The 24339-nt window shown below is 48.8% G+C and carries 29 protein-coding genes; 7 read left to right on the top strand and 22 right to left on the bottom strand.

The window, feature by feature from the left end:
* Positions 1-21 precede the first annotated feature (21 nt).
* Positions 22-1137, top strand: a complete 1116-nt coding sequence (locus A1s21148_RS01535) for an AI-2E family transporter (protein ID WP_095671786.1) — start codon at positions 22-24, stop codon at positions 1135-1137.
* Here the strand turns inward: A1s21148_RS01535 and A1s21148_RS01530 are convergent.
* Complete coding sequence (locus A1s21148_RS01530; protein ID WP_095670740.1) at positions 1134-1844, bottom strand: alpha/beta hydrolase; 711 nt, start codon at positions 1842-1844, stop codon at positions 1134-1136. The two genes, A1s21148_RS01535 and A1s21148_RS01530, sit on opposite strands and share 4 nt — an antisense overlap.
* Before the next feature lie 23 nt (positions 1845-1867).
* Here A1s21148_RS01530 and A1s21148_RS01525 point away from each other — a divergent pair, with 23 nt between their 5' ends.
* Complete coding sequence (locus tag A1s21148_RS01525) at positions 1868-3346, top strand: aldehyde dehydrogenase family protein (RefSeq protein WP_095670739.1); 1479 nt, start codon at positions 1868-1870, stop codon at positions 3344-3346.
* Between the two features lie 33 nt (positions 3347-3379).
* On the opposite strand, the gene A1s21148_RS01520 is transcribed toward A1s21148_RS01525, so the two are convergent.
* Positions 3380-3691, bottom strand: coding sequence for a hypothetical protein (locus A1s21148_RS01520; RefSeq protein WP_095670738.1), 312 nt, complete (start codon positions 3689-3691; stop codon positions 3380-3382).
* A gap of 47 nt (positions 3692-3738) precedes the next feature.
* On the opposite strand from A1s21148_RS01520, the gene A1s21148_RS01515 reads away from it, so the two are divergent.
* From A1s21148_RS01515 to A1s21148_RS01500, 4 genes are read left to right on the top strand one after another with little or no spacing between them, the layout of a single operon-like run.
* Positions 3739-4599, top strand: a complete 861-nt coding sequence (locus tag A1s21148_RS01515; RefSeq protein ID WP_095670737.1) for an ABC transporter ATP-binding protein — start codon at positions 3739-3741, stop codon at positions 4597-4599.
* Entirely contained in the window at positions 4586-5404 is an 819-nt protein-coding gene (locus A1s21148_RS01510; RefSeq protein WP_095670736.1) for an ABC transporter permease, read from the top strand. Before A1s21148_RS01515 ends, A1s21148_RS01510 begins: the two co-directional genes overlap by 14 nt.
* Positions 5386-6027, top strand: coding sequence for a hypothetical protein (locus A1s21148_RS01505; protein WP_125932379.1), 642 nt, complete (start codon positions 5386-5388; stop codon positions 6025-6027). The genes A1s21148_RS01510 and A1s21148_RS01505 overlap by 19 nt, the downstream gene beginning before the upstream one ends.
* A gap of 2 nt (positions 6028-6029) precedes the next feature.
* Positions 6030-6350, top strand: coding sequence for a hypothetical protein (locus A1s21148_RS01500; RefSeq protein ID WP_095670734.1), 321 nt, complete (start codon positions 6030-6032; stop codon positions 6348-6350).
* On the opposite strand, the gene A1s21148_RS01495 is transcribed toward A1s21148_RS01500, so the two are convergent.
* Positions 6347-6919 carry a cob(I)yrinic acid a,c-diamide adenosyltransferase gene (locus tag A1s21148_RS01495; protein ID WP_095670733.1) on the bottom strand — a complete coding sequence of 191 codons (573 nt, stop codon included), beginning with the start codon at positions 6917-6919 and terminating at the stop codon, positions 6347-6349. The genes A1s21148_RS01500 and A1s21148_RS01495 overlap by 4 nt on opposite strands.
* 28 nt (positions 6920-6947) lie before the next feature.
* Between A1s21148_RS01495 and murA the strand changes: the two genes are divergently transcribed.
* The gene (gene murA / locus A1s21148_RS01490; RefSeq protein ID WP_095670732.1) at positions 6948-8222 is read left to right on the top strand and encodes a UDP-N-acetylglucosamine 1-carboxyvinyltransferase; all 1275 of its coding nucleotides are present in this window, start codon (positions 6948-6950) and stop codon (positions 8220-8222) included.
* Between the two features lie 68 nt (positions 8223-8290).
* Here the strand turns inward: murA and A1s21148_RS01485 are convergent, their stop codons facing one another.
* From A1s21148_RS01485 to rho, 19 genes are all read right to left on the bottom strand, one after another.
* Positions 8291-8542 (bottom strand): F0F1 ATP synthase subunit epsilon, encoded by a 252-nt coding sequence (locus tag A1s21148_RS01485; RefSeq protein ID WP_095670731.1) that lies wholly within the window; start codon positions 8540-8542, stop codon positions 8291-8293.
* A gap of 4 nt (positions 8543-8546) precedes the next feature.
* Positions 8547-9965 carry a F0F1 ATP synthase subunit beta gene (atpD, locus tag A1s21148_RS01480; RefSeq protein WP_095670730.1) on the bottom strand — a complete coding sequence of 473 codons (1419 nt, stop codon included), beginning with the start codon at positions 9963-9965 and terminating at the stop codon, positions 8547-8549.
* Positions 9965-10879, bottom strand: coding sequence for a F0F1 ATP synthase subunit gamma (locus tag A1s21148_RS01475; protein ID WP_095670729.1), 915 nt, complete (start codon positions 10877-10879; stop codon positions 9965-9967). Before A1s21148_RS01475 ends, atpD begins: the two co-directional genes overlap by 1 nt.
* 3 nt (positions 10880-10882) lie before the next feature.
* A complete protein-coding gene (atpA, locus tag A1s21148_RS01470; protein WP_095670728.1) occupies positions 10883-12523 on the bottom strand; it encodes a F0F1 ATP synthase subunit alpha in 1641 nt (546 codons plus the stop codon).
* A gap of 59 nt (positions 12524-12582) precedes the next feature.
* Positions 12583-13419 carry a F0F1 ATP synthase subunit delta gene (locus A1s21148_RS01465; protein WP_095670727.1) on the bottom strand — a complete coding sequence of 279 codons (837 nt, stop codon included), beginning with the start codon at positions 13417-13419 and terminating at the stop codon, positions 12583-12585.
* A 5-nt stretch (positions 13420-13424) separates the two neighbouring features.
* Positions 13425-13958 carry a F0F1 ATP synthase subunit B gene (locus A1s21148_RS01460; RefSeq protein WP_095670726.1) on the bottom strand — a complete coding sequence of 178 codons (534 nt, stop codon included), beginning with the start codon at positions 13956-13958 and terminating at the stop codon, positions 13425-13427.
* Positions 13959-13986: 28 nt separating this feature from the next.
* Entirely contained in the window at positions 13987-14190 is a 204-nt protein-coding gene (gene atpE, locus A1s21148_RS01455) for an ATP synthase F0 subunit C (protein WP_018206788.1), read from the bottom strand.
* Between the two features lie 23 nt (positions 14191-14213).
* Positions 14214-15002, bottom strand: a complete 789-nt coding sequence (gene atpB / locus A1s21148_RS01450) for a F0F1 ATP synthase subunit A (protein ID WP_095670725.1) — start codon at positions 15000-15002, stop codon at positions 14214-14216.
* Positions 15003-15130: 128 nt separating this feature from the next.
* Positions 15131-15334: an AtpZ/AtpI family protein gene (locus tag A1s21148_RS07460; protein WP_125932378.1), complete on the bottom strand. Its 204-nt coding sequence runs from the start codon at positions 15332-15334 to the stop codon at positions 15131-15133.
* A gap of 20 nt (positions 15335-15354) precedes the next feature.
* Positions 15355-15780 (bottom strand): Cg1360 family ATP-synthase-associated protein, encoded by a 426-nt coding sequence (locus tag A1s21148_RS01445; RefSeq protein WP_095670724.1) that lies wholly within the window; start codon positions 15778-15780, stop codon positions 15355-15357.
* Positions 15773-16876, bottom strand: a complete 1104-nt coding sequence (locus tag A1s21148_RS01440; RefSeq protein ID WP_095670723.1) for a glycosyltransferase family 4 protein — start codon at positions 16874-16876, stop codon at positions 15773-15775. Before A1s21148_RS01440 ends, A1s21148_RS01445 begins: the two co-directional genes overlap by 8 nt.
* Positions 16877-16892: 16 nt before the next feature.
* The gene (locus A1s21148_RS01435; protein ID WP_095670722.1) at positions 16893-18158 is read right to left on the bottom strand and encodes a serine hydroxymethyltransferase; all 1266 of its coding nucleotides are present in this window, start codon (positions 18156-18158) and stop codon (positions 16893-16895) included.
* 17 nt (positions 18159-18175) lie between these two features.
* Positions 18176-18817, bottom strand: a complete 642-nt coding sequence (locus A1s21148_RS01430; RefSeq protein WP_095670721.1) for an L-threonylcarbamoyladenylate synthase — start codon at positions 18815-18817, stop codon at positions 18176-18178.
* A 5-nt stretch (positions 18818-18822) separates the two neighbouring features.
* Positions 18823-19710: a peptide chain release factor N(5)-glutamine methyltransferase gene (prmC, locus tag A1s21148_RS01425; RefSeq protein ID WP_095670720.1), complete on the bottom strand. Its 888-nt coding sequence runs from the start codon at positions 19708-19710 to the stop codon at positions 18823-18825.
* On the bottom strand, positions 19673-20485 hold the full coding sequence (gene prmC / locus A1s21148_RS01420; RefSeq protein ID WP_095670719.1) for a peptide chain release factor N(5)-glutamine methyltransferase: 813 nt from the start codon (positions 20483-20485) through the stop codon (positions 19673-19675). Before prmC (A1s21148_RS01420) ends, prmC (A1s21148_RS01425) begins: the two co-directional genes overlap by 38 nt.
* Positions 20486-20502: 17 nt before the next feature.
* A complete protein-coding gene (prfA, locus tag A1s21148_RS01415) occupies positions 20503-21591 on the bottom strand; it encodes a peptide chain release factor 1 (protein WP_095670718.1) in 1089 nt (362 codons plus the stop codon).
* A 122-nt stretch (positions 21592-21713) separates the two neighbouring features.
* Positions 21714-21950, bottom strand: coding sequence for a 50S ribosomal protein L31 (gene rpmE / locus A1s21148_RS01410; RefSeq protein WP_095670717.1), 237 nt, complete (start codon positions 21948-21950; stop codon positions 21714-21716).
* 166 nt (positions 21951-22116) lie between these two features.
* The gene (locus A1s21148_RS01405) at positions 22117-22509 is read right to left on the bottom strand and encodes a hypothetical protein (RefSeq protein ID WP_095670716.1); all 393 of its coding nucleotides are present in this window, start codon (positions 22507-22509) and stop codon (positions 22117-22119) included.
* Positions 22510-22623: 114 nt separating this feature from the next.
* The gene (gene rho / locus A1s21148_RS01400) at positions 22624-24141 is read right to left on the bottom strand and encodes a transcription termination factor Rho (protein WP_420022008.1); all 1518 of its coding nucleotides are present in this window, start codon (positions 24139-24141) and stop codon (positions 22624-22626) included.
* Between the last annotated feature and the right edge of the window lie 198 nt (positions 24142-24339).

The following is a 24339-nucleotide window of genomic DNA, read 5'->3' as shown; positions in this document are numbered from 1 at the left end:
TATCGCTTTAGAATAGGTCACATGGCAATCGCAGATCGCATTAAACGTAAACCTAAGCCAAACACTGCACCAACAGATTTTGGTACTCAAGGAAATCCGATAGATAGATCACATCCGTTCTATTTTGGATTTGTCGCAACGCTCGGAGCCTTAGTCGCAATCGTCTTGATGCGCGCACTTGCCAGTACCAGCCAGATATTTGTCTTGATTGTCGTAGCCCTCTTTTTAGCAACAGGGTTAAATCCGGCAGTTGTAGCGATTCAACGGCGTGGTCTTTCCAGAGCAAATTCTGTAGCCATTATTTTCGTTTCAGTAATTCTTTTCACGGGTTTCTTTATCGCCGTGGTCGTTCCGCCCGTACTTTCACAAGGCACAAACTTAATTAATTCGGCGCCGACCTTACTGGCTGATCTAGAAAACAATGCGACGATCGCAGACTTAAATGACCAATTCGGAATTATTGATACTTTGCAGGCTCAATTAAAAGAAGTCACCGCGGATGGATCGTTGATTATCTCTGCATTTGGTGGCGTGATTGGTGTTGGAAAGTCTGTCCTCTCGGGTGCATTCTCTGCTCTAACAATTCTAATTCTGACCCTCTACTTCATTACCTCACTTCCACAAATGGTTGAACTTGGAGTGCGCTTCGCACCTGCTAGCCGCAGAGAACGCTTAACTCTTCTTGTTAACGCAGTTATTTCTAGAGTGGGATCATTCGTTGGAAGCCAAATTGCAATTGCATTTATGGCTGCAACATTTGTCTTTGCCCTTTCGCTTGTTTTGGCACTTCCATCACCAATTGCAATTGCGATGATTGTTTTGGTCTGTGGTTTGATTCCACTCATTGGCCATTTCATAGGGTGCTCCGTCGTGACAATCATTGCCCTAACCCAATCGGTATCAATTGGCTTAATAGCATTTCTGGCATACGTTGTTTATGTACAAGTTGAAAACTACGTGGTGACGCCACGAATAATGAAGCGCACACTTGCTCTTCCTGGCGCAGTAACCATCATCTCGGCGCTAATTGGATCATCACTTCTTGGCCTAATCGGCGGATTACTTGCAGTGCCAATTGCCGCATCAGTGATTTTGATACTTGATGAAGTCGTCTTCCCGCGCGCAGATAACTCTTAAATCTCAGTAGGCAGCGGCAAGCGCTCTGGCGCAAGTACTTTAGTGATCTCACTCAAAACGGTATGAACGGCGGGTTCTCCTACCCAGAGATGTTTCGCACCAGCAACGGGAATTATTTCTATTTGAGTCAACGGTTTAAATCTTTTAATCGCCTCTGGTGGTTGTAGATAATCATCAAATTCTGGAACAAGGGCAATAACGCGGCGTCCATCTTTAGCCCAATACTCAAGATCGCTAACTTCAGATGTGCGAAGTGGCGGTGATAAAAGAATTAAACCCTTGATTCGTGGGTCTTTTGCATGTCGAAGCGCTAAATCAGTTCCAAACGACCATCCGACTACCCAGAGATTTTCTAACTTCAAAGTATCTAAGCAGTAGGTCATCATCGCCTCGACATCGAATTTTTCTAAGCCACCGTTATCAAATGTTCCGGTGCTGCTACCTGCTTCACTAGTTGTGCCACGAGTGTTAAAACGAACAACATGTATGCCAGCCATATCTGGCAAGCGATTAGCGGCCTTTTTATAAACATGGCTATCCATCATGCCGCCTGCTGTCGGCAAGGGATGCAAGCAAAGGATTGCGCTGGTGTAACGATCAAGTGGTGCAGCGCTTTCGCCGATCAGCGCTTGGCCATCGCTTGTTGTAACGGTAAATGGAGTGCGCAGCGCCGGTAGAACAGTGCTTGGACGTACTGGCTGCAACATGCAGGAGAGTCTAGTCTTTCCCCATGTCCACTTCTACAAACACATTTGCCTCGCACTATCCCGTAACTGGTGAGGTAATCGCCAATTATCCAATCGCAGATCGCGAGACTGTCTTTAACGCAGTTGTTGCAGCTCGCAGTGCATCAAGTGCTTGGCAAGATCTTGGATTTAAAGGCCGTCGTAAAGTATTGCTTAAATGGAGCAACTTACTTATTTCACAACTTGATGAAATTACCGAACTTGTATCAAGAGAGACTGGAAAGCCAGTTAGCGATGCCAAACTTGAGGCATCTCTTGCTGTTGGCCACTTAGGTTGGGCTGCACGTCATGCCGAAGATGCAATGCGCACAACACATCGTTCTCCTGGCGCACTTATGGCAAATATGTCAGCAACCGTAGAACGTTCTCCAGTTGGAGTAGTCGGTGTGATTGGCCCTTGGAACTATCCGATCTTTACTCCAATGGGTTCTATCTCCTACGCACTCGCTGCTGGAAATACCGTTGTCTTTAAGCCAAGTGAATACACACCAGGTGTTGGCGCGATACTGGCTAAGACTTTTGCAGAAGTTGCACCATTTGCCGACATCTTCACCTGCGTTACAGGACTTGGCGCTACCGGAAAAGATTTATGTGAAAGCGGCGTCGATAAATTGGCGTTCACTGGTTCTACTCGCACCGCCAAGTTAGTTGCTGCAGCATGTGCTGCAAATATGACACCAGTTGTTCTCGAATGTGGTGGCAAAGATCCAGTAATCGTTGCTGAAGATGCCGATATCAAGCGCGCAGCTGATGCCACTATCTGGTCTTCCATGTCTAACGCTGGGCAAACATGTATCGGTGCAGAGCGCGTATATGTTCATGAAAAGGTGGCCGATAAATTTATTGAAGAAGCGATCAAGGTTGCTAAATCAATTCACCCGGGCGCTCCCGGAGTTGGCAACTACGGGCCTGCAACAATGCCTTCGCAGATAAACGTTATTCAAGGACATATCGATGACGCGATCGCTAAGGGTGCCAAGGTTGCACTAGGCGGTTCGGATTCAGTTAAAGCGCCATTTGTTGAGCCAGTTATCTTGCTCGATGTTCCTGAAAATTCCACTGCGATGTTGGAAGAAACCTTTGGGCCAACTATCGCGATCAATCGCGTGAAATCAATGGCTGAAGCGATCGCGCTTTCAAATGCCTCTAGATATGGTCTTGGCTCATCTATCTGGTCTAAACGTCAAGGCAAGAAGATTGCCCGCCAATTGCATTGCGGAATGGTTGCCATTAACTCAACTATTTCATTTGCAGCAATTGCATCAGTGCCATTTGGTGGCGTGAAAGATAGTGGTTACGGACGTATCCATGGCCCAGAAGGAATTCTTGAATTTACCTACCCGCGCACCGTTGTTCGCGCGCGATTCCAACTACCAATTGCATTCACTAGCTTTAAGCGCACTAAAGGAAACGATAAGTTGATTGTTACCTTGACTCGTTTACTGAATGGCCGACTTGGTTAAAAGTCGGCCCATATAACTAGCCGCTTGGGCTAATTAAAATCGTGGCGCATTACGTGTGCGCTCTGTATTTGGCTTGCGATTATTGCGCTTTGCCCAACATGCATTGTGCCAATGGCGACGACCATCTTCATCACCGATCATCCATGCAACAGTGTGCGGTGTTGCCATTGGAATTACTTGATCGCAACCGGGACAGCGATAAGGTTTATTTGAACTAGATCCGGTGATCTTTCGAACAATAAAATCGCCATCTGTATGTTCTTCGATAGTTTGATTAGAAGTCGCGATATCGCGCTCTTCATCCTTTGGGCGACGCCCCTTTGGATAGTTGCGTCGTGGGCTCATGGATTCATTTTCTCGCACTTTTGCCCTGAATGTGGCATGGTTGCCATATGAGCAGCGTGATTAACGTCCGTGGCCTGGAAAAAAGTTATGGCCCCAATAAAGCGGTGGCCGGCATTGATCTAACCATCCAACCTGGCGAGATATTTGCCCTCCTTGGTCCAAATGGAGCAGGTAAGACGACCACCGTAGAAATCCTGGAAGGCTTTCGCGATCGCGACCGTGGTGAAGTTTCAGTGCTCGGCACCGACCCAGGAGTTAAAGGCGAACAAGCCCGCAAATGGCGCAACCGTATCGGCATAGTTCTGCAATCAACTAACGATGCTGGCGACCTATCTGTTTTTGAGACTGTCGCACACTTTGCAAAGTACTACTCAAATCCACGCGGTGTTGATGAGGTAATCAACGCAGTTGGCTTAACTGATAAATCTAAGGAGCTAATCAGAACGCTCTCTGGCGGACAACGCCGCCGCCTTGATGTAGCGCTCGGAATTATCGGATCCCCCGAACTTCTCTTTCTAGATGAACCGACAACCGGCTTTGATCCTGAAGCGCGTCGCGCATTCTGGGCGCTGATTCAAGATCTGCGAAAGTCTGGCGCAACAATCTTGCTTACTACCCATTATCTAGATGAGGCTGAAGCGTTAGCCGATCGAGTTGCCGTGATTAATCAAGGCAAGATCATCGAAGTTGCAACCCCTGCTCTGTTGGGTGGCCGCGCGACTTCGCTTGCAACAGTTTCTTGGAAGGGTGCCAACGGTATTCAAACTGAGCGCACCGATAACCCAACTGCGCTGATCCGCAAACTCACCGAGACTTATAAAGATGAGATCCCTGAACTCACCGTCAAGCGCGCTTCACTTGAGGATATTTACTTGGAAATGATTGGAGGCGCCGATGTCAGTCAATAAAGTACAGGCCAATAAAGTGCCCAACGCCTTAGCAATTGGTATTGCACGTGGTGGCCTAGAAGTTAAACAATTTATGCGCCAGCGCGAATCCGTAGTCTTTACCCTGGCATTTCCAATTATGTTGCTCGCTATCTTTGGTTCAGTCTTTACCAACGAACTTACTGATGGCGTTACTTTTAGCCAATATTTTGTCGCCGGAATGATCGCTTCGGGCCTTGTTAATACCGGCTTCCAACAGCTCGCGATCATGATCCCCGTAGAACGTGACTTTGGAACGCTAAAACGCTTGCGTGGCACTCCGATGCCAGCATCTAGTTATTTCATAGGTAAATCGATCGTTGTATTTGTAACAATGGTGATTCAAATAGCCCTGCTTCTAATTGCGGGGGTCTTATTCTTCGGCGTGAATCTTCCGACTGATCCCGCAAAGTGGTTTACCTTTACCTGGTTAATTATCTTGGGAAGCGCCGCGTCAACTGCGCTCGGCATTGCTTTCTCTGTCATTCCAAAGAGCGGTCGCGGCGCATCTGCGGTTGTCTCACCCGTAGTAATCATTCTGCAATTCTTTAGCGGCGTTTTCTTTGTCTTCACTGATTTGCCAGGATGGATGCAGCAAGTCGCTGCGATCTTCCCGCTTAAGTGGATGACCCAAGGTATGCGTTCGGTATTCCTTCCAGATTCATTTGCTGCGCAAGAAGTTGCCGGTACTTGGGAGACCGGCCGCACTTTCTGGATTATTCTGGCGTGGTTGATTGCCGGTCTGGTAATTTCGATTAAAACTTTTAAATGGGAGCAAGAGCGATGAGAATTAAGTTAATTGCAATCTTCTCAGCGCTCTTTCTATCGCTCTCGCTGACTTCCACTATTGCGGCAACTAAGAGCCCTACGCCAACACCGAAGGCGAGTGCCACTCAGAAGGCGCCGGTAAAGAAGGCTCCAGTTAAGAAAGCCCCGGTAAAGAAGAAAAAGAAAGTTGCTAAGAAGTTACCTTCTCCATCACCGAAGTGGCCGCCAGTTGGCTTTAAGACCGATCCATTGGGTGAAACAAAGTTGTATCTAAAGGTTCCAAATGCAAAAGAGTTGGTGGGGCTTCTCTCGGCCAAATCAGCGCTGGCTTCGCAGGTTAAATCCTGTACACAATTCACTTGTGGAGCGGTTTTAGTAGCCGCCGAAATAGGTTGTCGCTGGTGGAGAGTTACTGCCGATGTAGTTGGTGCAACTTCACCTGAGAATCGCACGACTAAAACCTTCGGAAAAATTACTGCAGATGTGGGACGAAGCGCCCCTCAGCAAGTCGTTACAGTTCTATTAGTTACAACTGAACCAATTGGTGCCGGCCAGATAGTTTCCAACATCAATGTGGATTGCAACCAAGGCGATCCATCAGGGCCTCTTCCAAATACTGATTACCAAGTAAGCGCCAATTAAAGATGCTTGGCGGAATTAATAACGGGCTCTTTCTGTCTAGTTTCGGTGGATTCTTCGCTGTGGCAATTCTCTCGCTAATTCTGCGTTGGGCATTTAAGCGCGGAAAATCTGTTGTAGAGCGCACGCCAAAAGTTGGCGGTGAAGATGATTACGGCGCGCTAGTTGTTATCGCATCACCAAATAACTACATCGAAGGCGAGCTGCTGCGCTTAAAGCTTGCGACCGCAGAGATAAAGGCAAACTTGGCCCAAACTAAAGATGGTCCTCGTTTATATGTCTTTGAGCGCGATGAAAAGATAGCGCGCGCAGTTCTAAAAAGTTAGCGGTTTGCTCCGGGTACCCAAAGTTGATCGCCAATCTCTTTATTGGCAACGCGTGCCAACACGAAGAGAAGATCAGAGCAGCGGTTTAGATACTTCGCTGTAAGTGGATTTACGCCAGAGCCAAAGCCATGAATTGCTGTCCAGGTGCGGCGCTCAGCGCGACGAACAACTGTGCGGGCAACGTGCAAGTGCGCAGCTGCAGGTGTTCCAGATGGCAGAACGAATGAGCGAAGTGGTTGCAGATCAGCGTTGTACTTATCGATCTGCTCTTCCAGATATGTAATCTGAGATTCAAGAACGCGCAGCGGTTCAAAGGCTGGTGAATCTACAACTGGAGTACAAAGGTCGGCGCCAACATCGAAGAGATCGTTTTGGATACGAACTAAGAGCGCGCGGATATCATCGCTGAGTTCATCGGTTGCAATAACAACACCGATAGTTGAATTTGCTTCATCAACGGTGGCATATGCCTCAAGGCGTGAATCGTTCTTGGAAGTTCGGCTCATATCTCCGAGGGAGGTAGATCCGTCATCGCCTGTCTTGGTGTAAATACGCGTTAAATTAACCATGGCCCTAGCCTATAAGTAGACTTCGGATATGGCATCTTCGCAAGGTTCGACCAACGATCGCTTTCGCATCGTCGGCGGATGCAGCCTAAAGGGCGAAGTAACGGTCACCGGGGCTAAGAATTCGGTCCTAAAGCTGATGGCGGCATCGCTCTTGGCCGTTGGTAAATCAACTATCCGCAATGTTCCGGATATTGCCGATGTCGACATCATGGCCGATTTACTTAAGCGCCTGGGATGTGAAGTTTCACGCGATGGTTCTAATCTCTCAATTACTGTTCCCGAAGCGCCAGCACATCGCGCTGATTATGATCTCGTGCGCAAGATGCGCGCATCTATCAATGTACTTGGCCCACTTGTTGCTCGCGTTGGCAAAGCCGAAGTCGCATTGCCTGGCGGCGATGCAATTGGTTCACGAGGTTTAGATTTTCATATCAAGGGCCTTGAATCACTCGGTGCGACCGCACACGTGGAACATGGTTATGTAATTGCTGAAGCACCTAATGGTTTAACTGGCGCCACTATCGAATTAGATTTCCCAAGCGTTGGCGCGACTGAAAACCTAATGACCGCAGCAGTTCTGGCAAAGGGCGTTACAACAATCGATAACGCAGCGCGCGAACCTGATTTAGTTGATCTCGGCGAGTTCTTAATCTCAATGGGTGCAAAGATCGAAGGACTTGGTTCACCGCTAATCAAGATCACTGGTGTTTCTAAGTTAAACCCAACTGATCACACCACAATTACCGATCGCATCATCGCTGGCACATGGGCATTTGCTGCGGCTATGACACAGGGCGATATAACAATCCACGGCGGTCGCGCTGACCACATGGAAGTTATGCTCGAAAAGTTAGCGCATGCTGGCGCAATCATTACTTCAACTGCCGACGGTATTCGCGTGCAGATGAACCAGCGTCCACGTGCAACTGATGTTGCAACACTTCCCTATCCAGGATTTGCCACCGACCTCTTACCATTTATCATCGCGATGAATGCAGTTGCCGACGGCCACTCAATGGTTACCGAAAATGTCTTTGAATCACGCTTTATGTTTGTTAATGAACTTGCTCGCCTTGGCGCACACGTCACTGTCGACGGAAAACATGCCTCAATCACTGGTATTGCCCAGCTATCTGGCGCACCCGTTGAAGCTACCGATATCCGCGCCGGCGCCGGACTAGTTCTTGCGGCCCTTGTCTCCGAAGGTGAAACCACCGTCGATGGCGCCTTCCACATCGATCGCGGCTACCCAAACTTTGCTGAAGATCTGCGCGCACTCGGCGCCAACGTCACCCGAGAGTAATTTCTAGAGATTTTCAGTGGAAGAAACTGTGCCTTTGCTTTTCATGTTTCTGAAGCTGAAATTTTGGACTAGCTGACCGTTTCGGTCAGAATGGAAACGCGGTTATTTGCGACAGATAAGAAGCCGCCTTGCACGTTGAATTCTTTTGTTGTTCCATCGATTGCTTTGATGCTCACGGCACCGTCGACTAGTACGCCAAACAAAGGTGCGTGATCTGGAAGGACACCGAGGTCTCCTTCAGTTGTGCGAGCAGAAACGAAAGTTGCCTGCCCGGACCACACCTGTTGTGTTGGCGATACTAGTTCGACGTTAAGTGCCACGTGATTAGCTCTTCGCTAACTCTGCAGCTCTGCGCTCGACATCGTCGAGGCCACCGCACATGAAGAATGCTTGTTCTGGAACGTGGTCGTACTTGCCATCGGCAAGTGCTTCAAAGGCCGCGATGGTCTCTGATAGCGGAACAAATGAACCGTCGATACCAGTAAAGACCTTTGCAACGAATGTGTTCTGTGACAAGAAGCGCTGGATGCGACGTGCGCGGCCAACTAGTACGCGGTCATCTTCTGACAATTCATCGATACCGAGAATTGCGATGATGTCCTGTAGATCCTTGTAGCGCTGCAAAATCTGCTTAATGCGGTTTGCAACACGGAAGTGATGCTCACCGATATAGCGTGGATCCAAGATGCGTGATGTTGAGTCAAGTGGATCCACGGCTGGGTAGATACCAAGCTCTGAAATCGGACGAGACAACACTGTTGTTGCATCTAAGTGCGCGAATGTTGTGTGTGGGGCTGGGTCGGTAATGTCATCTGCAGGAACGTAAATTGCCTGCATAGATGTAATTGAGTGACCACGAGTTGAAGTAATACGTTCCTGCAACTGACCCATTTCATCTGCAAGTGTTGGCTGGTAACCCACAGCAGATGGCATACGGCCGAGCAGCGTTGATACTTCAGAACCTGCCTGAGTAAAGCGGAAGATATTGTCGATGAAGAGCAATACATCCTGCTTCTGAACATCGCGGAAGTACTCAGCCATAGTTAGCGCTGAAAGTGCGACGCGAAGACGCGTGCCAGGTGGCTCATCCATCTGACCGAAGACCAAGGCTGTTTTATTGATAACGCCGGTTTCAGTCATTTCGAGGAACAAGTCGTTACCTTCGCGAGTACGTTCTCCAACGCCGGCGAATACAGATACACCACCGAAGTTTTCCGCTACGCGGTAGATCATTTCCTGGATAAGAACAGTCTTACCTACACCTGCACCACCGAAGAGACCGATCTTTCCACCCTTTACATAGGGTGTTAGAAGGTCGATAACTTTGATACCGGTCTCGAACATTTCTGTCTTTGACTCGAGTTGATCGAATGCTGGTGCATCGCGGTGGATTGGCCAACGCTCTTTAATATCAAGTGATGATGTTGGAACATCGAGTGATTCGCCAAGTGTGTTAAATACGTGGCCCTTTGTAACGTCACCGACTGGCACTGAGATAGCTGCACCAGTATCTGTTACCTCTGCGCCACGGACCATTCCGTCTGTTGGCTGCATAGAAATCGCGCGCACAAGGTTGTCACCAATGTGTTGTGCAACTTCAAGGGTCAAGGTACGAGTAGTGCCACTCATGGTGGTCTCTACGTGGAGCGCGTTAAAGATCGATGGCATTGAATCCGCTGGGAATTCAATATCCACGACCGGTCCAATAACTCGGGCAACGCGGCCTTTACCTGTTGATGACATCATTCACTCCCTGCACTAGCTGAGGCTAACGCGTCTGCGCCGCCCACAATTTCACTGATTTCTTGGGTAATTTCGGCCTGACGAGCCGCGTTCGCAAGTCGGGTTAGCGACTTGATTAAATCATCAGCGTTGTCAGTCGCTGACTTCATAGCGCGACGTCGTGCAGCATGCTCGGAAGCAGCTGATTGCAACATCGCGTTGAAGATTCGGGCTTCGATATAGCGAGGTAGAAGTGCGTTAAGTACTTCACCTGCATTTGGTTCGAACTCGTACATTGGAAGCAAGCCAGATGGTGCTGGTGTATCGCTCTCAATAACTTCCAGTGGCAACATGCGCTTGGCCATTGCATTTTGAGTCAACATTGATTTGAACTCGGTAAAGATGATGTGGATTTCATCCACGCCAGCGTTATCGGTTTGGGCATCTGCAATGAATGCAGCAATCAAAGCTTCGGCAACTTCTTTAGCGTTCTCATATGTTGGGTTATCTGAAAATCCTGACCAAGAACCTGCAATGTCGCGGTTACGGAACTTGTAATAGTTAACCGCCTTGCGACCTACAAGATAGTTAGAAACTTCAAGACCTCGTTCACGGATCATGGCGGCGAGTTGTTCGCCTTCCTTGATCGCGTTATTTGAATAAGCACCAGCCATACCGCGGTCGGCAGAGATAATTAAAATCGCTGCGCGCTTTGGGTTTTCGGAAGGTGTAGTCAAAGGGTGGTTTGTTGAAGAGTAAGTGGCAACTGCGGATACGGCACGGGTCAACTCATTTGCATAAGGAGTTGAGGCTGCGACTCGTTGCTGCGCTTTGACAATACGAGAAGCAGAGATTAACTCCATTGCTTTCGTAATTTTCTTAGTCGCTTTAACGGATCGCATCCGTCGGCGATAAACGCGAAGTTGAGCACCCATGAGTTACTTCTTCACCGCCGGTGGCACAAACTTTGTAATCGCTTCAGCGCCTTCTGAATCAAGTGCTTCAGCAGGTGCATCGTTAACGATTCCTGCAGCAGAAGATTTGAATTGCTTCTTGAAGTCAGCAACTGCTGTCTTCATCTTGGCAACGGTGTCATCTTCGAGCATCTTGGTCTCTGAAATTACGGTGAAGATATCTTTACGTTCGCGACCGATGAAGTCGAGAAGTTCAGATTCAAAGCGACGGATATCTGCGACTGCAACAGAATCAAGTTCTCCTGAAGTTCCGGCCCAGATTGAAACAATCTGACGCTCTAGTGAATATGGTGAGTACTGACCCTGCTTTAGAAGTTCCACCATACGTGCACCGCGCTCGAGTTGAGCCTTTGATGCCGCATCAAGGTCAGAACCGAAAGCAGCGAAGGCTTCGAGTTCACGGAACTGTGCAAGGTCAAGACGCAAACGACCAGCGATCTTCTTCATCGCCTTTGTCTGAGCTGAACCACCAACGCGAGAAACAGAAACACCTACGTTGATCGCTGGGCGAACACCGGCGTTAAATAGATCTGTTTCAAGGAAGCACTGACCATCTGTAATAGAAATTACGTTGGTAGGAATGAAAGCAGAAACGTCATTTCCCTTTGTTTCAATGATTGGCAAGCCAGTCATTGAACCGCCACCGAGTTCATCGGAAAGCTTTGCGCAACGTTCTAGCAAACGTGAGTGTAAGTAGAAAACATCTCCTGGGTACGCTTCGCGGCCTGGTGGACGACGTAGTAGAAGTGAGACTGAACGATAAGCCTCAGCTTGCTTAGATAAATCATCAAAAACAATTAGAACGTGCTCGCCGTTGTACATCCAGTGCTGACCAATTGCAGAACCGGTGTATGGAGCGAGGTACTTGAAGCCCGCTGGGTCTGATGCAGGGGACGCGACGATTGTTGTGTACTCCATTGCGCCAGCTTCTTCGAGCGCACCCTTAACGGAAGCGATCGTTGAACCCTTTTGACCAATAGCAACGTAGATACATTTAACTTGCTTCTTCTTATCGCCAGTTAGCCAGTTTTCACGCTGGTTAATGATCGTATCTACAGCAACCGCAGTCTTTCCGGTCTGACGGTCACCGATGATCAACTGGCGCTGTCCGCGACCAATCGCTGTCATCGCATCGATCGCCTTAATACCTGTTGCAAGTGGTTCCTTAACTGGCTGGCGCTCAACTACAGAGGGAGCCTGTAGTTCAAGTGCACGGCGTGCGTCAGGTTTGATTTCACCCTTGCCATCAATTGGGCGACCAAGTGGATCAACAACGCGACCCAAGAAGCCATCACCAACTGGTACAGAAAGAATTTCACCAGTACCGCGTACTGATGTTCCTTCTTCAATTCCTGCGTAACTTCCGAGAATAACAACGCCGATCTCGCGCACATCGAGGTTAAGTGCAAGACCTAGTGTTCCGTTCTCGAACTGTAGAAGTTCGTTTGCCATTGTTGAAGGAAGTCCCTCAACGCGAGCGATTCCATCGCCTGCCTGGCTAACTGTTCCTACTTCGTCGCGAGCTGCGGCGCCTGGATCGTATGACTTAACGAAATTCGCTAAGGCATCCCGAATTTCATTCGGTTGGATCTTGAGCTCTGCCATGTCGTTCTCCCTTTTTCGTTTCTTCTTAAATCTTCTCTATTACTGATTTGTTACTTTTTTTACGCGGACTGACCAACTAGTGCACGCCCAGCATTTGCCAGGCGGTTTACAACGCTTCCATCGACTAACTCATCTGCGAACTTGATTGAAACTCCACCCAGAATTGTTGGGTCGATTTGTACGTTAATGCGGATTGGCTGACCGACGTTCTTCTCAAGAACTGTTGCAAGTCGCTTTGACTGTGCATCAGTTAGAGCAGTTGCTGTACGCACAACTGCGATTAAGCGGTTGCGACGATTTGCCAAACCAAAGAGGTAATCAGCGAAGGCTGCTTCGATGCTGCGTCCGCGAAGGGAGGCAACAAGTGCGCTAGCGATCTTGATTGTTGAGGCAGATGCCTTCTTGCCAAGTACTTCAGCGATTAACGCTGACTTGGCCTCAGTTGAACCAACACTTACGAGCGCCTTGCGGAGCTCGAAATTATCGGCAACCAGGCGTGAAGTTTCGAAGAACTCATCTTCTACGCGATCGAGTTCGCCAGCAATATTTGCTGCAGATGCTTCTGCCTCAATTGCTAACTGCTCTGTTGCATAGACCAGATCCTTAGTTGCTGACCAACGAAGACCAGAGAGTTCGCTGAGAAGTGATACAGCGAGCGTTCCGGTTGATTTTGTAAATAGATCTTTAACAAGTGCAGCCTTTGCTGCCTTATCGCGTGCTGGATCTGTAATTGCGCGACGCACAGAAGTGTTATCGGCAAAGAGATCTGCTGCTGCGAAGAGGTGAGAAGACAACTCTGAAGCCGATGCCGCGCTTGCGCCCTTGACTGCAACATCGAGTGCAGCACGTGCAGCCACGAGTGACTGACGGCTACTGCCTCCGAGGTGAATTCTCATTTTCCTTACTTGCTCTTCTCTAGATCATCCAAGAAACGGTCAACGATCCGTGATTGACGAGCCTGGTCATCTAAAGATTCCCCGACAATCTTTGAAGCGAGTTCAACTGCAAGCGCACCGACTTCGTTGCGAAGTGATGTGATTGCTTGTTGGCGCTCTGCCTCAATGGATGCGTGTGCAGCAGAAGTGATTCGTGCTGCTTCTTCTTGTGCTTTCGCACGAAGTTCTTCAACGATAGATACGCCCTGTACGCGAGCTTCTTCACGAAGAGTTTGTGCTTCTTCGCGCGCCTTTGAAAGCTGCTCGTTGTATTGGGAAAGCGCGCGTTGCGCTTCGAGCTGCGCCTTTTCGGCGCGCTCCATTCCACCTTGAATCGCCTCAGTGCGTGCAGTGAATGCCTTTTCGAACATTGGCACCACTTTGCTGCGCAGAACAAGGAAGAGAAGTGTGAACGCAACCGCACCAACGATGATTTCCGATGTATGCGGAATCAAAGGGTTTAGCGTCTCTCCCTCGGCGGCAAAATAGAATTTATTCATAATTAGTTCAGATTATTTTCTGGGCTAATTAGAGAACGAAAGCTAGAACGAGACCGAAGAGTGCGAGAGCTTCAGCGAGCGCGAATCCAAGGAACGCGATTGGCTGTAGAACGCTACGTGCTTCAGGCTGACGTGCAACGCCGTTGATATATGCGGCGAAGATAAGTCCGGTTGCAATACCAGGACCGATTGCTGCGAGGCCAAAACCGACCAGGTTGAGTGTGCCTTCCATTTTTTACTGCCTTTCGTTAGGTGTTAGTGCTCGTCGGCAAGGGCGCCGGCGATGTAGAGAGCGGTCAACAGGGTAAAGATGTACGCCTGAAGACATTGAACCATGAACTCGAAGAAGGTCAACACGATGCCGATACCGAAGGCAAACGGGCTAACCAACTTCAAAGCAAGTGCACCCTGGGCAAGGTGTTCTCCGCCCAAGATAAATACGAGCAACAGTAAGTGGCCCGCAAACATATTTGCAAAGAGACGCAGTGAGAGCGTCAATGGACGAACTAAGAAGAAGGTAAGAATTTCAAGCGGGGTAATCAAGATGTATGCAGCCTTTGGAACGCCAGGCATGAACATGATGTCCTTGAGGTATTTGAAAACACCGTGCTTTTTAATTCCGATGTAGTGGAAGACGAAGAATGTAAATGCAGCTAAGACATATGCGAAGCCAACGTGCGACATCGTTGGGAACTGGAGAAGCGGAATAATTCCGAACCAGTTATTGACCAAGATAAAGGTAAAGAGTGTAAATAGGTACGGAACAAAGCGAAGGAATTCGTGGCCGATTACATCTTTTGCAAGGTCATTTCGCACAAAGGCGTAAACACTTTCGCCGGCGAACTGGAGCTTGGAAGGCACGACTGCCGCTTTACGTGATGCGGCGATAAAGAAGACTGAGATCAAAACTACAGAGAGTAGAACTAAGAAAATTGGTTTAGTCGTATAAGGGTTATCGCCAAAAATGGGAGGAAGTTCGAAGTCTTTGGTACTTGGCGGGACAAAGCCTTCGCCTTCAGCGCTTGAACGAACTAACGCGAGCACACGAACTCCAATTTACTTAGACGAGATAAGGGAATTGCCTGTAACGGGGCAACCTTATGGGTAAAAGGCTCTACCTGTGAAATCCAAAAACCGATCTCCAGGGGTGGGGCTGGTCACTTATCTAGGCGTTATTCGCGGCCGAATCGTAGCCAGACCAAATAAATGGCCCCGCCCATACCCACGAGCAGACCGGCCAAGGTTAGGTAACTGGTGTCGAACCACTTATCTGCGGCATAGCCAACCCCGCCCCAGAAAAGTAGTCCAGAAAGGAGGTAACCGAAGATGGTCCACATTGCGTTTTCATCGCGCTTGTTCTGACTGCTGTTACTCACTGGGACCTCCGTGGCCGTAATTACGGTTTTGCTTGAGGGGGTAATGGTAGATGAGTTTTGAGCTTGAGGTAACTAGCGATCTCTCCCCCGAGCCAGGCGACCGTAAGCGCACAGGCTGCGACTCCGAAGCTCAAACGATCGATTACATCGCGATCGGTGTATTTGGCTAGCGCCCATAAGAAGAGGCCGAGGAAGAAAAGTTTTGCAAAGTAAGAAAATAGCGCCATAGCCATGGTGCTTATCGGATCAAGATTTCTAGTTAGGCGCGATACCAAGATATGCACGATGAAGTAAATAGCGACTATAAATTGCGCAAGCAAGGCGCCATAGAAACCAGCAAGACCGCGAGTTAAAGTAAATAGCACTATCGCGATTGCGCCAACAATCAGAGTTGGCTTTACCGCACCTCGCAGAAGTTGTGATTCATTTGATTGCGTATCAGACATGGCTCACACTTTCTGTAATTCGTAACGACTTAGATTTACCGCGGCTAAAGAAGATCGTGAACGCCAACATAGCCCCTGCAAATATCGCCGCCACCCAAAGTGGAGCAAATGCTGAAACGGTGACAGGAAAGGCAATCGTTGCGGTCCACAAATACATAATCGCAGCCGTGCGGATTTGCGTATTGCCAGCGCGCATAATGCGGTGATGTAGATGTTCTTTATCGGATGAAAACGGAGATTTGCCGGCGCGAATACGGCGAAAGATCGCCAGAGTTAAATCAGCAAGTGGAATTGCAAGAACTGCAAAAGGAAGAAGTAGCGGCAATAGGGCAGGCCCAAGTTTCTCTTCGCTAATTGCATTTGGATCTACCTGGCCAGTTAAAGTGATTGCAGAGGCTGCCAGCATTAAGCCAAGGAACATTGACCCCGAATCCCCCATAAAGATGCGGGCGGGATGCGAGTTGTGTGGCAGGAAACCTAAGCAAACACCGATTGCGATCGCGGTAATAAGCGATGGTGCACCTGCGCGGTTAAAGCCGTAAACAACTGCCAATAAATATGCGAAGGCGAAGAAGGCAGAGCCCGCAATTGCAACTATTCCAGCGGCTAAGCCATCTAGGCCATCGATAAAGTTAACGGCGTTGATTGTTACGAGAACTATAAGCACGGTAAGCAATTGGCCAACGCTCGGTGGCAACATGGTTACGCCATTTATCGGCAACCATAAGATTTGAATTCCGTATAACAACAAGATTCCGGCAGCAAGTGCTTGGCCTGCCAACTTGGTAATCGCATCTAGTTCAAATCGATCATCTGCCATTCCCAGTAGAACCAAGAAGGTTCCGGCTAAGAAAATTCCTTGCGCATCATTACCGAAAGATTTTCCAACGAGTTCTAAATTTCCGACAATTAAGAAGGTAGCTGACATCGAAAGCCACATCGCAAGCCCGCCCCAACGTGGAGTCGGGATGACGTGAATATCGCGCTTTCGAATCTGTGCCACTGCGCCAAAGTGCAAAGCCCATTTTCTTACAAAGGGAGTGATGATGTAACAGAGCGCTGCTGCAAGTAAGAGCGTTACGAGATATTCACGCATGCGCTAATCGCTGCCTTTATGCGGTGTAGATCGGAAAACGCGCAGTAAGTGCGTGTACTTCAGATTTGATTGCCGCATGTGCCTTCTCATCATCAGTCTTAATGGCGCGCGCGATAAAGGCTGCGATCTGCTGCATCTCTGCAACGCCCATTCCTTGAGTTGTTGTCGCAGGAGTTCCAACGCGAATACCGCTTGTGATACCTGGCTTTTCTGGATCGAAAGGAATTGAATTCTTATTCATAACAATTCCGGCTAAACCGCAACGCTCATCTGCAACTTTTCCTGTTACGCCAGTGCTGCGAATATCCATCAGCGCTAAGTGGGTTTGGGTTCCGCCAGAGACTGCGCGCATTCCCTCTTTTTCAAGAGCTGCTGCAAGCGCCTGGGCGTTAACAATTACATCCTTGGCATACTTTTGATAGGCAGGTGTGGCACATTCGGCGAGCGCAATCGCTTTGCCAGCGACCGCCGACATGATTGGTCCACCCTGCATACCTGGAAATACCGCTTTATCAATCGCTGCCGCATGCTCGGCCTTAGTCAAGATCATTCCGCCGCGAGGTCCGCGCAGAACTTTATGAGTTGTAAATGAAACAACATCTGCATAAGGAACTGGTGATGGAATTGCCTTACCGGCAACTAGTCCGATGAAGTGCGCCGCATCGACCCACATGATCGCTCCGACTTCATCGCAGATTGCGCGAATCTTTTCAAAGTCGACTAGTGATGGGTAAGCGGTTGCGCCAGAACAGATCATCTTTGGCTTAGTGCGGATCGCGATATCGCGCAGCTCGTCGTAATCAATTAACTCGTTATCTTGGCGCACACCGTATGACTCGACGTTAAACCACTTTCCAGAGAAGTTAACAGGCGAACCATGCGTTAAGTGGCCACCATGAGCAAGTGACATCGCAAGGACGGTATCGCCTGGCTTGGTAAATGCTTGATAGACCGCGACATTTGCGCTGGCTCCAGAGTGTGGTTGTACGTTGGCATGTTCTGCACCGAATAAAGATTTAGCACGATCAATTGCGATTATTTCGGCCTTATCAACTTCTTCGCAGCCGCCGTAATAACGCTTGCCTGGATAACCTTCCGCGTATTTATTGGAGAGGGTTGAACCAAGCGCTGCTAACACTGCGCGCGATGTGAAGTTTTCAGATGCGATTAACTGCAGATTGGTCTGCTGACGCTTTAGCTCGGAAAGTAGAACTGCTGCGATATCTGGATCCTGCTTACTCAGCAGTGCAAAATCCGGGCCATAGAAAGTCTCTGCGCTCATGCGGGCAAGCCTAAGCCTTATGGCGCAGAAATGTCGGGTGCGATCGCTGTGATTTGCTCAGCCGAGATCGCCCCGACGCGCACGATGCGGGCTGGCTCACTATCACCCGATACCACCGTAGTGGCCGGTCCTTGGGTGATTGACCCAACTGAAAAGATTGCCGCCACTTCAAGTTCGGTAAATGTTAAATCAAATGGATCGGTAATTGGAGAATTACCTGCAGGCGCTGCAGAGGCTACGGCAAGTGGACCGTGCATCTTCGCTAGCTGCAAAATGAAATCCGCACTTGGCACTCGTACGCTAAATGAATCTAATTGTTGGCCATCACCTAAATCCCAATTAAGTCCGCGCTGTGGCTTTAAATTAATTGATAGCTGTCCTGGCCAGAAACTATTAATCAACTTTCGTACTGGTTCGCTAATCTCACGGGCAATGCCATCTACTGCAGCGCTTGAACCAATCATTACTTGCGCAGATATTCCGAGTTCATCTCCACGAAGTACATGCAGTGCGCGCACCGCATCATGAAAGAAAGCATCTGCAACTAGTGCATATGAATTCTCAAGGGGCGCCACGATTACATAGCCATCCTTAAGGGCGGCTGTAGCTTTGGCTAAATGCTCGCTTAACGAACCTGAATTGAGATCGATCGTTGCCATAGCTGTTATTTTCTCACCGCAGAAGTCCAACGTGGGCGATCAGTTAAATCCTTATGTAGAAATATCTCGGTGAAATCGCGAGACAAGACCGCATCAATGGCGGCGCCTTGTTCATCAGTATGTTCGATCGCTAAGACTCCTCCGCTCTTTAACAATCGAGCGGCGGCATCGATAAAACGTTTTGGGAGTTCCATCCCAGTTTCACCGCCAAAGAGCGCGATATGTGGCTCATGCTCGGCAACATCGCGAGGAAGCGATTGAGTGTTAGGAATATATGGTGGATTAGCTATAACGATGTCGCATTTAACGCCCGGCAATACATCAGCCACATCGCCTTCAACAACGCGTACGTTCTCGGAAATCTTCGCCACATTCTTCTTCAGCCACTCAGTAGCTTCAGGACTTTTTTCTACTGCGATGACTCTGGTTCTTGGCGCTTCGGTTGCAATTGCAAGTGCTAGCGCGCCAGAGCCTGATCCAAGATCAATTACTGAAATCTCTCCCGTGACTTTTTCTTCTAAGTTTTTAACATGTGTGAGTACGGCTTCAACCAGTAGTTCGCTTTCCGGACGTGGTACCAATACGCCTGGGCCAACTTCGATTTCCAGATGTCGGAAGTAAGCGGTGCCAGTTAGATATTGCAGAGGTTCATGTCCTGCGCGACGAGAAATCAACTTTGCGAAGGTATCTTCAATTACGCCAAAGTCGCCAAGTGATTTAAGGGTTGCATCCAACTTAACCGAATTATGGAGATCCATTCGGGAGATGCCGATGACATATGCAAATAAATGTTCAGCATCAATTTCGGCAATATCGGCCGCAGCTAACTTCTCTTTAGCTGATCGAAGCAGGCTCTTAATCTCGCTCGGTGAAATCGCGAGACAAGACCGCATCAATGGCGGCGCCTTGTTCATCAGTATGTTCGATCGCTAAGACTCCTCCGCTCTTTAACAATCGAGCGGCGGCATCGATAAAACGTTTTGGGAGTTCCATCCCAGTTTCACCGCCAAAGAGCGCGATATGTGGCTCATGCTCGGCAACATCGCGAGGAAGCGATTGAGTGTTAGGAATATATGGTGGATTAGCTATAACGATGTCGCATTTAACGCCCGGCAATACATCAGCCACATCGCCTTCAACAACGCGTACGTTCTCGGAAATCTTCGCCACATTCTTCTTCAGCCACTCAGTAGCTTCAGGACTTTTTTCTACTGCGATGACTCTGGTTCTTGGCGCTTCGGTTGCAATTGCAAGTGCTAGCGCGCCAGAGCCTGATCCAAGATCAATTACTGAAATCTCTCCCGTGACTTTTTCTTCTAAGTTTTTAACATGTGTGAGTACGGCTTCAACCAGTAGTTCGCTTTCCGGACGTGGTACCAATACGCCTGGGCCAACTTCGATTTCCAGATGTCGGAAGTAAGCGGTGCCAGTTAGATATTGCAGAGGTTCATGTCCTGCGCGACGAGAAATCAACTTTGCGAAGGTATCTTCAATTACGCCAAAGTCGCCAAGTGATTTAAGGGTTGCATCCAACTTAACCGAATTATGGAGATCCATTCGGGAGATGCCGATGACATATGCAAATAAATGTTCAGCATCAATTTCGGCAATATCGGCCGCAGCTAACTTCTCTTTAGCTGATCGAAGCAGGCTCTTAATCTCGCTCATAATCAATTCGGATGAACTTAGTTAGTTGAAGAAAGCTTTGCTGCCTTATCGGCATCAAGTAAGGCTTGGACAACATCATCTAACTCGCCATTTAAAACTGAATCTAAGTTATTTGATTTGTAATTTACGCGGTGATCGCTGAGGCGATTTTCTGGGTAGTTATATGTACGAATTCGCTCGGAACGATCAACAGTGCGAACCTGGCTCTTACGTTCTGCCATCGCTGCTGCTTCTGCCTTTTCTTGAGCATCAGCGAGCAAGCGCGCGCGCAAGATACGCAAAGCAGATTCTTTATTCTGTAGCTGTGACTTCTCGTTCTGACATGAAACTACAATTCCAGTTGGTACGTGGGTCAGGCGCACAGCAGAGTCAGTGGTGTTAACCGACTGTCCTCCAGGGCCTGATGAACGATAAACATCTACGCGCACATCGTTCATATTTAGCTCTACATCTACCTCTTCTGCTTCTGGCAAGACAAGTACGCCCGCCGCAGATGTGTGAATGCGTCCTTGGCTTTCAGTTTCTGGAACGCGTTGCACGCGGTGTACGCCGCCTTCAAACTTTAAGCGCGCATAAGGAGTTGTTCCGGGTTCTGGAGTTCCCTTGGATTTAATCGCCATCGAAATATCTTTATAGCCGCCGAGATCGGACTCGGTCATATCGATGATCTCAACTTTCCAATTGCGCTTTTCGGCATAGCGTTGATACATACGGACCAAGTCACCTGCAAAGAGCGCTGATTCATCTCCGCCGGCTCCTGCCTTAACTTCAATAATCACATCGCGATCATCGTTGGGATCACGGGGCAGCAAGAGCTCTTCTAATTTATCCGCTGCTGCTTCAACAGCGGTCTCCATTACTGGAAGTTCGGAAGCAAATGATTCATCTTCTTGCGCCATCTCGCGCGCCGCTTCTAAATCATCGGCGGCAGTCTTCCAAGCGTTAAAGCCGGCAACGACTGGTCCAAGTTGGGCATAGCGGCGACCAAGTTGGCGCGCTTTGCCCTGATCTTCGTGGATAGAAGGATCAGCCATCTGCTTTTCTAACTCTTGATACTCTCGCACCATTTCATGTGCTGATGCAAAGCGATCGTTATCTTTTGCCATTTGGCTTCTCCTTTCTTCGTTGTCTTCGTTGTATTTCTAGTTTTGCTAGTAGTAAATAACTTTAAGAAATAAAAAGACCGCGCCGCAACCTCATTGGGTTGCGATGCGGTCTTTTAAGAAAGCTACTTGGAAGGCGCGGCGTTCTTTGATTTAGAGTTATTACCGAAACGCTCTTCGAACTTAGCGACGCGTCCACCAGTATCGAGTATGCGCTGCTTGCCTGTGTAGAACGGGTGGCAGACTGAACAAACTTCAACGTAGATAGATCCGCTGGCAACTGTTGAGCGAGTAACAAACTTTTCGCCGCAACCACAAGTTACTTGGGTCTCTTTATATTCTGGGTGAATATCTTTCTTCATTTTTATATTCCTTCATCTATGTCTGGGTCCGCGATAAACGGTGAACCAGGGCCACTTATGCCATTCGGTATGGCTAGGCGCTAATACTCTCGCGAAAAGAGAAAACCGCAAAATCCGTGCGCACGCAGCACGGATTTTGCGGCTTCCACCCTTTCGGGGGAAAGAGTTAGGCCTTTGGAGCCGCTGTTGGTGAAGCCTTCACTGGCTTAGCAGGTTTAACTGGCTTTACTAGCGCTGCGATCGCTGCCTTTGCTGTTGCATCTGCTGCAGCGTTTGCACTCTTGCGCGCATCTTTTGCTGCTTGGAGTTGTGCATCAGTTGTGACGTTTGCAAGCGCTGCTTGGAAATCTGCAAGAGCTTTTGCACCGGCTGCACGACGGGCATCAATGATTGCGCGATGAGCGGTTACATAGGTATCCATCTGCGCTCTAAATGTTGCTTGTGCTTGCGCACGTGCAACTGCAGCATCTTTTGTATCTGCTGCTGTTGCTGATGAAACTCCACCAAAAAGTGAAGCCGCTACTAGTGCGCCTGCGAGAATCTTCTTTGAAGTAAACATTGACTGCCTCCGTATTCGCCGGCCCGTGTGGCTTTGGCTGATATGGAGATATTGCGCTGCCACCTTGTGAAGGCTTTGTGAAAGCCTTGCGGTCAGGCGGTGAAAGTTAAGAAATTAGCCCTCGTTTGGACCAGAAGTGGTCTTCTGGATCTGCATCAAGAACTCGACGTTGGACTTAGTGCCCTTCATCTTCTCAAGCAACAACTCAAGCGCTGCTTGTGGTTCAAGTGCATGAAGCACGCGGCGTAACTTCCAGACAATGTTGAGTTCTTCAGTTCCCATAAGAATTTCTTCCTTACGAGTACCTGATGCAACAACGTTAACAGCAGGGAAGATGCGCTTATCGGCCATCTTGCGATCGAGGATGAGCTCCATATTTCCGGTGCCCTTGAACTCTTCGAAGATAACTTCGTCCATACGTGAACCGGTATCAACAAGTGCAGTTGCAAGAATTGTTAGCGATCCGCCATCTTCAATATTACGTGCGGCACCGAAGAACTTCTTTGGTGGATATAGAGCAGCTGAATCAACACCACCCGAAAGGATGCGACCTGATGCAGGTGCTGCGATGTTGTAGGCGCGACCTAGACGAGTAATAGAGTCAAGGAGAACGACTACATCGTGACCGAGTTCAACCAAACGCTTTGCGCGCTCAATAGCGAGCTCTGCAATTGTGGTGTGATCATCGGCTGGACGATCGAATGTTGATGCGATTACTTCACCCTTAACAGAGCGCTGCATATCGGTAACTTCTTCTGGGCGCTCATCAACTAGAACAACCATTAAGTGACACTCTGGATTATTTGTAGTGATCGCATTTGCAATTGATTGCAAGACCATGGTCTTACCGGCCTTTGGAGGCGAAACGATAAGTCCGCGCTGGCCTTTACCGATTGGCGCAATCAGATCGATAACGCGAGTAGTAAGAATGTTTGGTTCGGTCTCAAGACGCAGACGCTCTTGTGGGTATAACGGAACTAACTTGCCGAATTCAACGCGTCCGCGCGCTTCTTCAGGAGTTACTCCATTTATTGTTTCAAGGGTAATTAGTGGGTTGTACTTCTGGCGTTGTTCGCCTTCGCGCGCCTGACGCACTTGGCCTGTAACAACATCGCCCTTGCGAAGCCCGTACTTGCGTACTTGCTGCTGTGAAACATAGACATCGTTTGGACCAGGTAGGTAGCCACCGGTGCGGATAAATGAATAGTTATCCATGATGTCGACTAGGCCGCCAACAGGAACTAGAACATCATCTTCGCCAATTACAGGCTCGCGCTCTTCGCGTTGTCCACGATCACGGTTGCGATCACGGCCACGGTTGCGATCACGGCCACGACCGCGGTCGCGTCCACCAAAGCCACGATCGTTATCGCGTGGTCCGTTATCGTTCACGTTTTCTTCGCCATCGTCATCTGAATCGTTAGCTGAGTTTGATGAGTTGTTCGCGTTTTCACGATTGGAATTCTTCTTTGCATTGCGCGCTTCGCGGCGGGCTTCGCGTTCGGCCTTTGCGGCTTCGCGGTTTGCTGCCTGTAGATCAGCGATTGCGGTTACGAGCGCATCCTTCTTTAACTTTGCAGCGCCATCGATACCGAGCTGTGCAGCAACTTCTTTTAACTTTGGAAGACTCATCGCGGCAAGCTCTGGTGAATTTGAGCGTACTGGCGTTACTTCCTGATCTTGATCTGTCATCTCTATCTTTTCATTTGGGGCTTCGATTACGAGTTTGAGTTCGTAACAGCAAAAAGCCTGTTGATTTGGATTTATTACCTGCCGACTTTCACCGTAACTTCCGGCACTAGCAAGTGGGATAACCATAGCACCATACGG

Origin of the sequence: Candidatus Planktophila lacus (assembly GCF_002287925.1) — a bacterium.
Classification (GTDB): domain Bacteria; phylum Actinomycetota; class Actinomycetes; order Nanopelagicales; family Nanopelagicaceae; genus Planktophila; species Planktophila lacus.
The sequence above is the reverse complement of the archived record's forward strand: the minus strand, read 5'-3'. Positions and strand labels throughout refer to the sequence as shown.

Excerpts from the sequence above, each read along its gene's own strand:
- rpmE (WP_095670717.1), bottom strand. The coding sequence starts at position 21,950 with ATGAAGAAAGATATTCACCCAGAATATAAAGAGACCCAAGTAACTTGT.
- A1s21148_RS01505 (WP_125932379.1), top strand. The coding sequence starts at position 5,386 with ATGGGAGCAAGAGCGATGAGAATTAAGTTAATTGCAATCTTCTCAGCG.
- A1s21148_RS01500 (WP_095670734.1), top strand. The coding sequence starts at position 6,030 with ATGCTTGGCGGAATTAATAACGGGCTCTTTCTGTCTAGTTTCGGTGGA.
- A1s21148_RS01515 (WP_095670737.1), top strand. The coding sequence starts at position 3,739 with ATGAGCAGCGTGATTAACGTCCGTGGCCTGGAAAAAAGTTATGGCCCC.
- A1s21148_RS01520 (WP_095670738.1), bottom strand. The coding sequence starts at position 3,691 with ATGAGCCCACGACGCAACTATCCAAAGGGGCGTCGCCCAAAGGATGAA.
- A1s21148_RS01535 (WP_095671786.1), top strand. The coding sequence starts at position 22 with ATGGCAATCGCAGATCGCATTAAACGTAAACCTAAGCCAAACACTGCA.
- prmC (WP_095670720.1), bottom strand. The coding sequence starts at position 19,710 with ATGCGGTCTTGTCTCGCGATTTCACCGAGCGAGATTAAGAGCCTGCTT.
- murA (WP_095670732.1), top strand. The coding sequence starts at position 6,948 with ATGGCATCTTCGCAAGGTTCGACCAACGATCGCTTTCGCATCGTCGGC.
- atpD (WP_095670730.1), bottom strand. The coding sequence starts at position 9,965 with ATGTCATCAACAGGTAAAGGCCGCGTTGCCCGAGTTATTGGACCGGTC.
- atpE (WP_018206788.1), bottom strand. The coding sequence starts at position 14,190 with ATGGAAGGCACACTCAACCTGGTCGGTTTTGGCCTCGCAGCAATCGGT.
- A1s21148_RS01525 (WP_095670739.1), top strand. The coding sequence starts at position 1,868 with ATGTCCACTTCTACAAACACATTTGCCTCGCACTATCCCGTAACTGGT.
- A1s21148_RS01445 (WP_095670724.1), bottom strand. The coding sequence starts at position 15,780 with ATGTCTGATACGCAATCAAATGAATCACAACTTCTGCGAGGTGCGGTA.
- prfA (WP_095670718.1), bottom strand. The coding sequence starts at position 21,591 with ATGGCAAAAGATAACGATCGCTTTGCATCAGCACATGAAATGGTGCGA.
- A1s21148_RS01475 (WP_095670729.1), bottom strand. The coding sequence starts at position 10,879 with ATGGGTGCTCAACTTCGCGTTTATCGCCGACGGATGCGATCCGTTAAA.
- A1s21148_RS01435 (WP_095670722.1), bottom strand. The coding sequence starts at position 18,158 with ATGAGCGCAGAGACTTTCTATGGCCCGGATTTTGCACTGCTGAGTAAG.
- A1s21148_RS01465 (WP_095670727.1), bottom strand. The coding sequence starts at position 13,419 with ATGAGAATTCACCTCGGAGGCAGTAGCCGTCAGTCACTCGTGGCTGCA.
- A1s21148_RS01530 (WP_095670740.1), bottom strand. The coding sequence starts at position 1,844 with ATGTTGCAGCCAGTACGTCCAAGCACTGTTCTACCGGCGCTGCGCACT.
- A1s21148_RS01440 (WP_095670723.1), bottom strand. The coding sequence starts at position 16,876 with ATGCGTGAATATCTCGTAACGCTCTTACTTGCAGCAGCGCTCTGTTAC.
- A1s21148_RS01405 (WP_095670716.1), bottom strand. The coding sequence starts at position 22,509 with ATGTTTACTTCAAAGAAGATTCTCGCAGGCGCACTAGTAGCGGCTTCA.
- A1s21148_RS01495 (WP_095670733.1), bottom strand. The coding sequence starts at position 6,919 with ATGGTTAATTTAACGCGTATTTACACCAAGACAGGCGATGACGGATCT.
- A1s21148_RS01460 (WP_095670726.1), bottom strand. The coding sequence starts at position 13,958 with ATGAATAAATTCTATTTTGCCGCCGAGGGAGAGACGCTAAACCCTTTG.
- A1s21148_RS01430 (WP_095670721.1), bottom strand. The coding sequence starts at position 18,817 with ATGGCAACGATCGATCTCAATTCAGGTTCGTTAAGCGAGCATTTAGCC.
- atpA (WP_095670728.1), bottom strand. The coding sequence starts at position 12,523 with ATGGCAGAGCTCAAGATCCAACCGAATGAAATTCGGGATGCCTTAGCG.
- rho (WP_420022008.1), bottom strand. The coding sequence starts at position 24,141 with ATGAGTCTTCCAAAGTTAAAAGAAGTTGCTGCACAGCTCGGTATCGAT.
- prmC (WP_095670719.1), bottom strand. The coding sequence starts at position 20,485 with ATGAGCGAGATTAAGAGCCTGCTTCGATCAGCTAAAGAGAAGTTAGCT.
- A1s21148_RS01510 (WP_095670736.1), top strand. The coding sequence starts at position 4,586 with ATGTCAGTCAATAAAGTACAGGCCAATAAAGTGCCCAACGCCTTAGCA.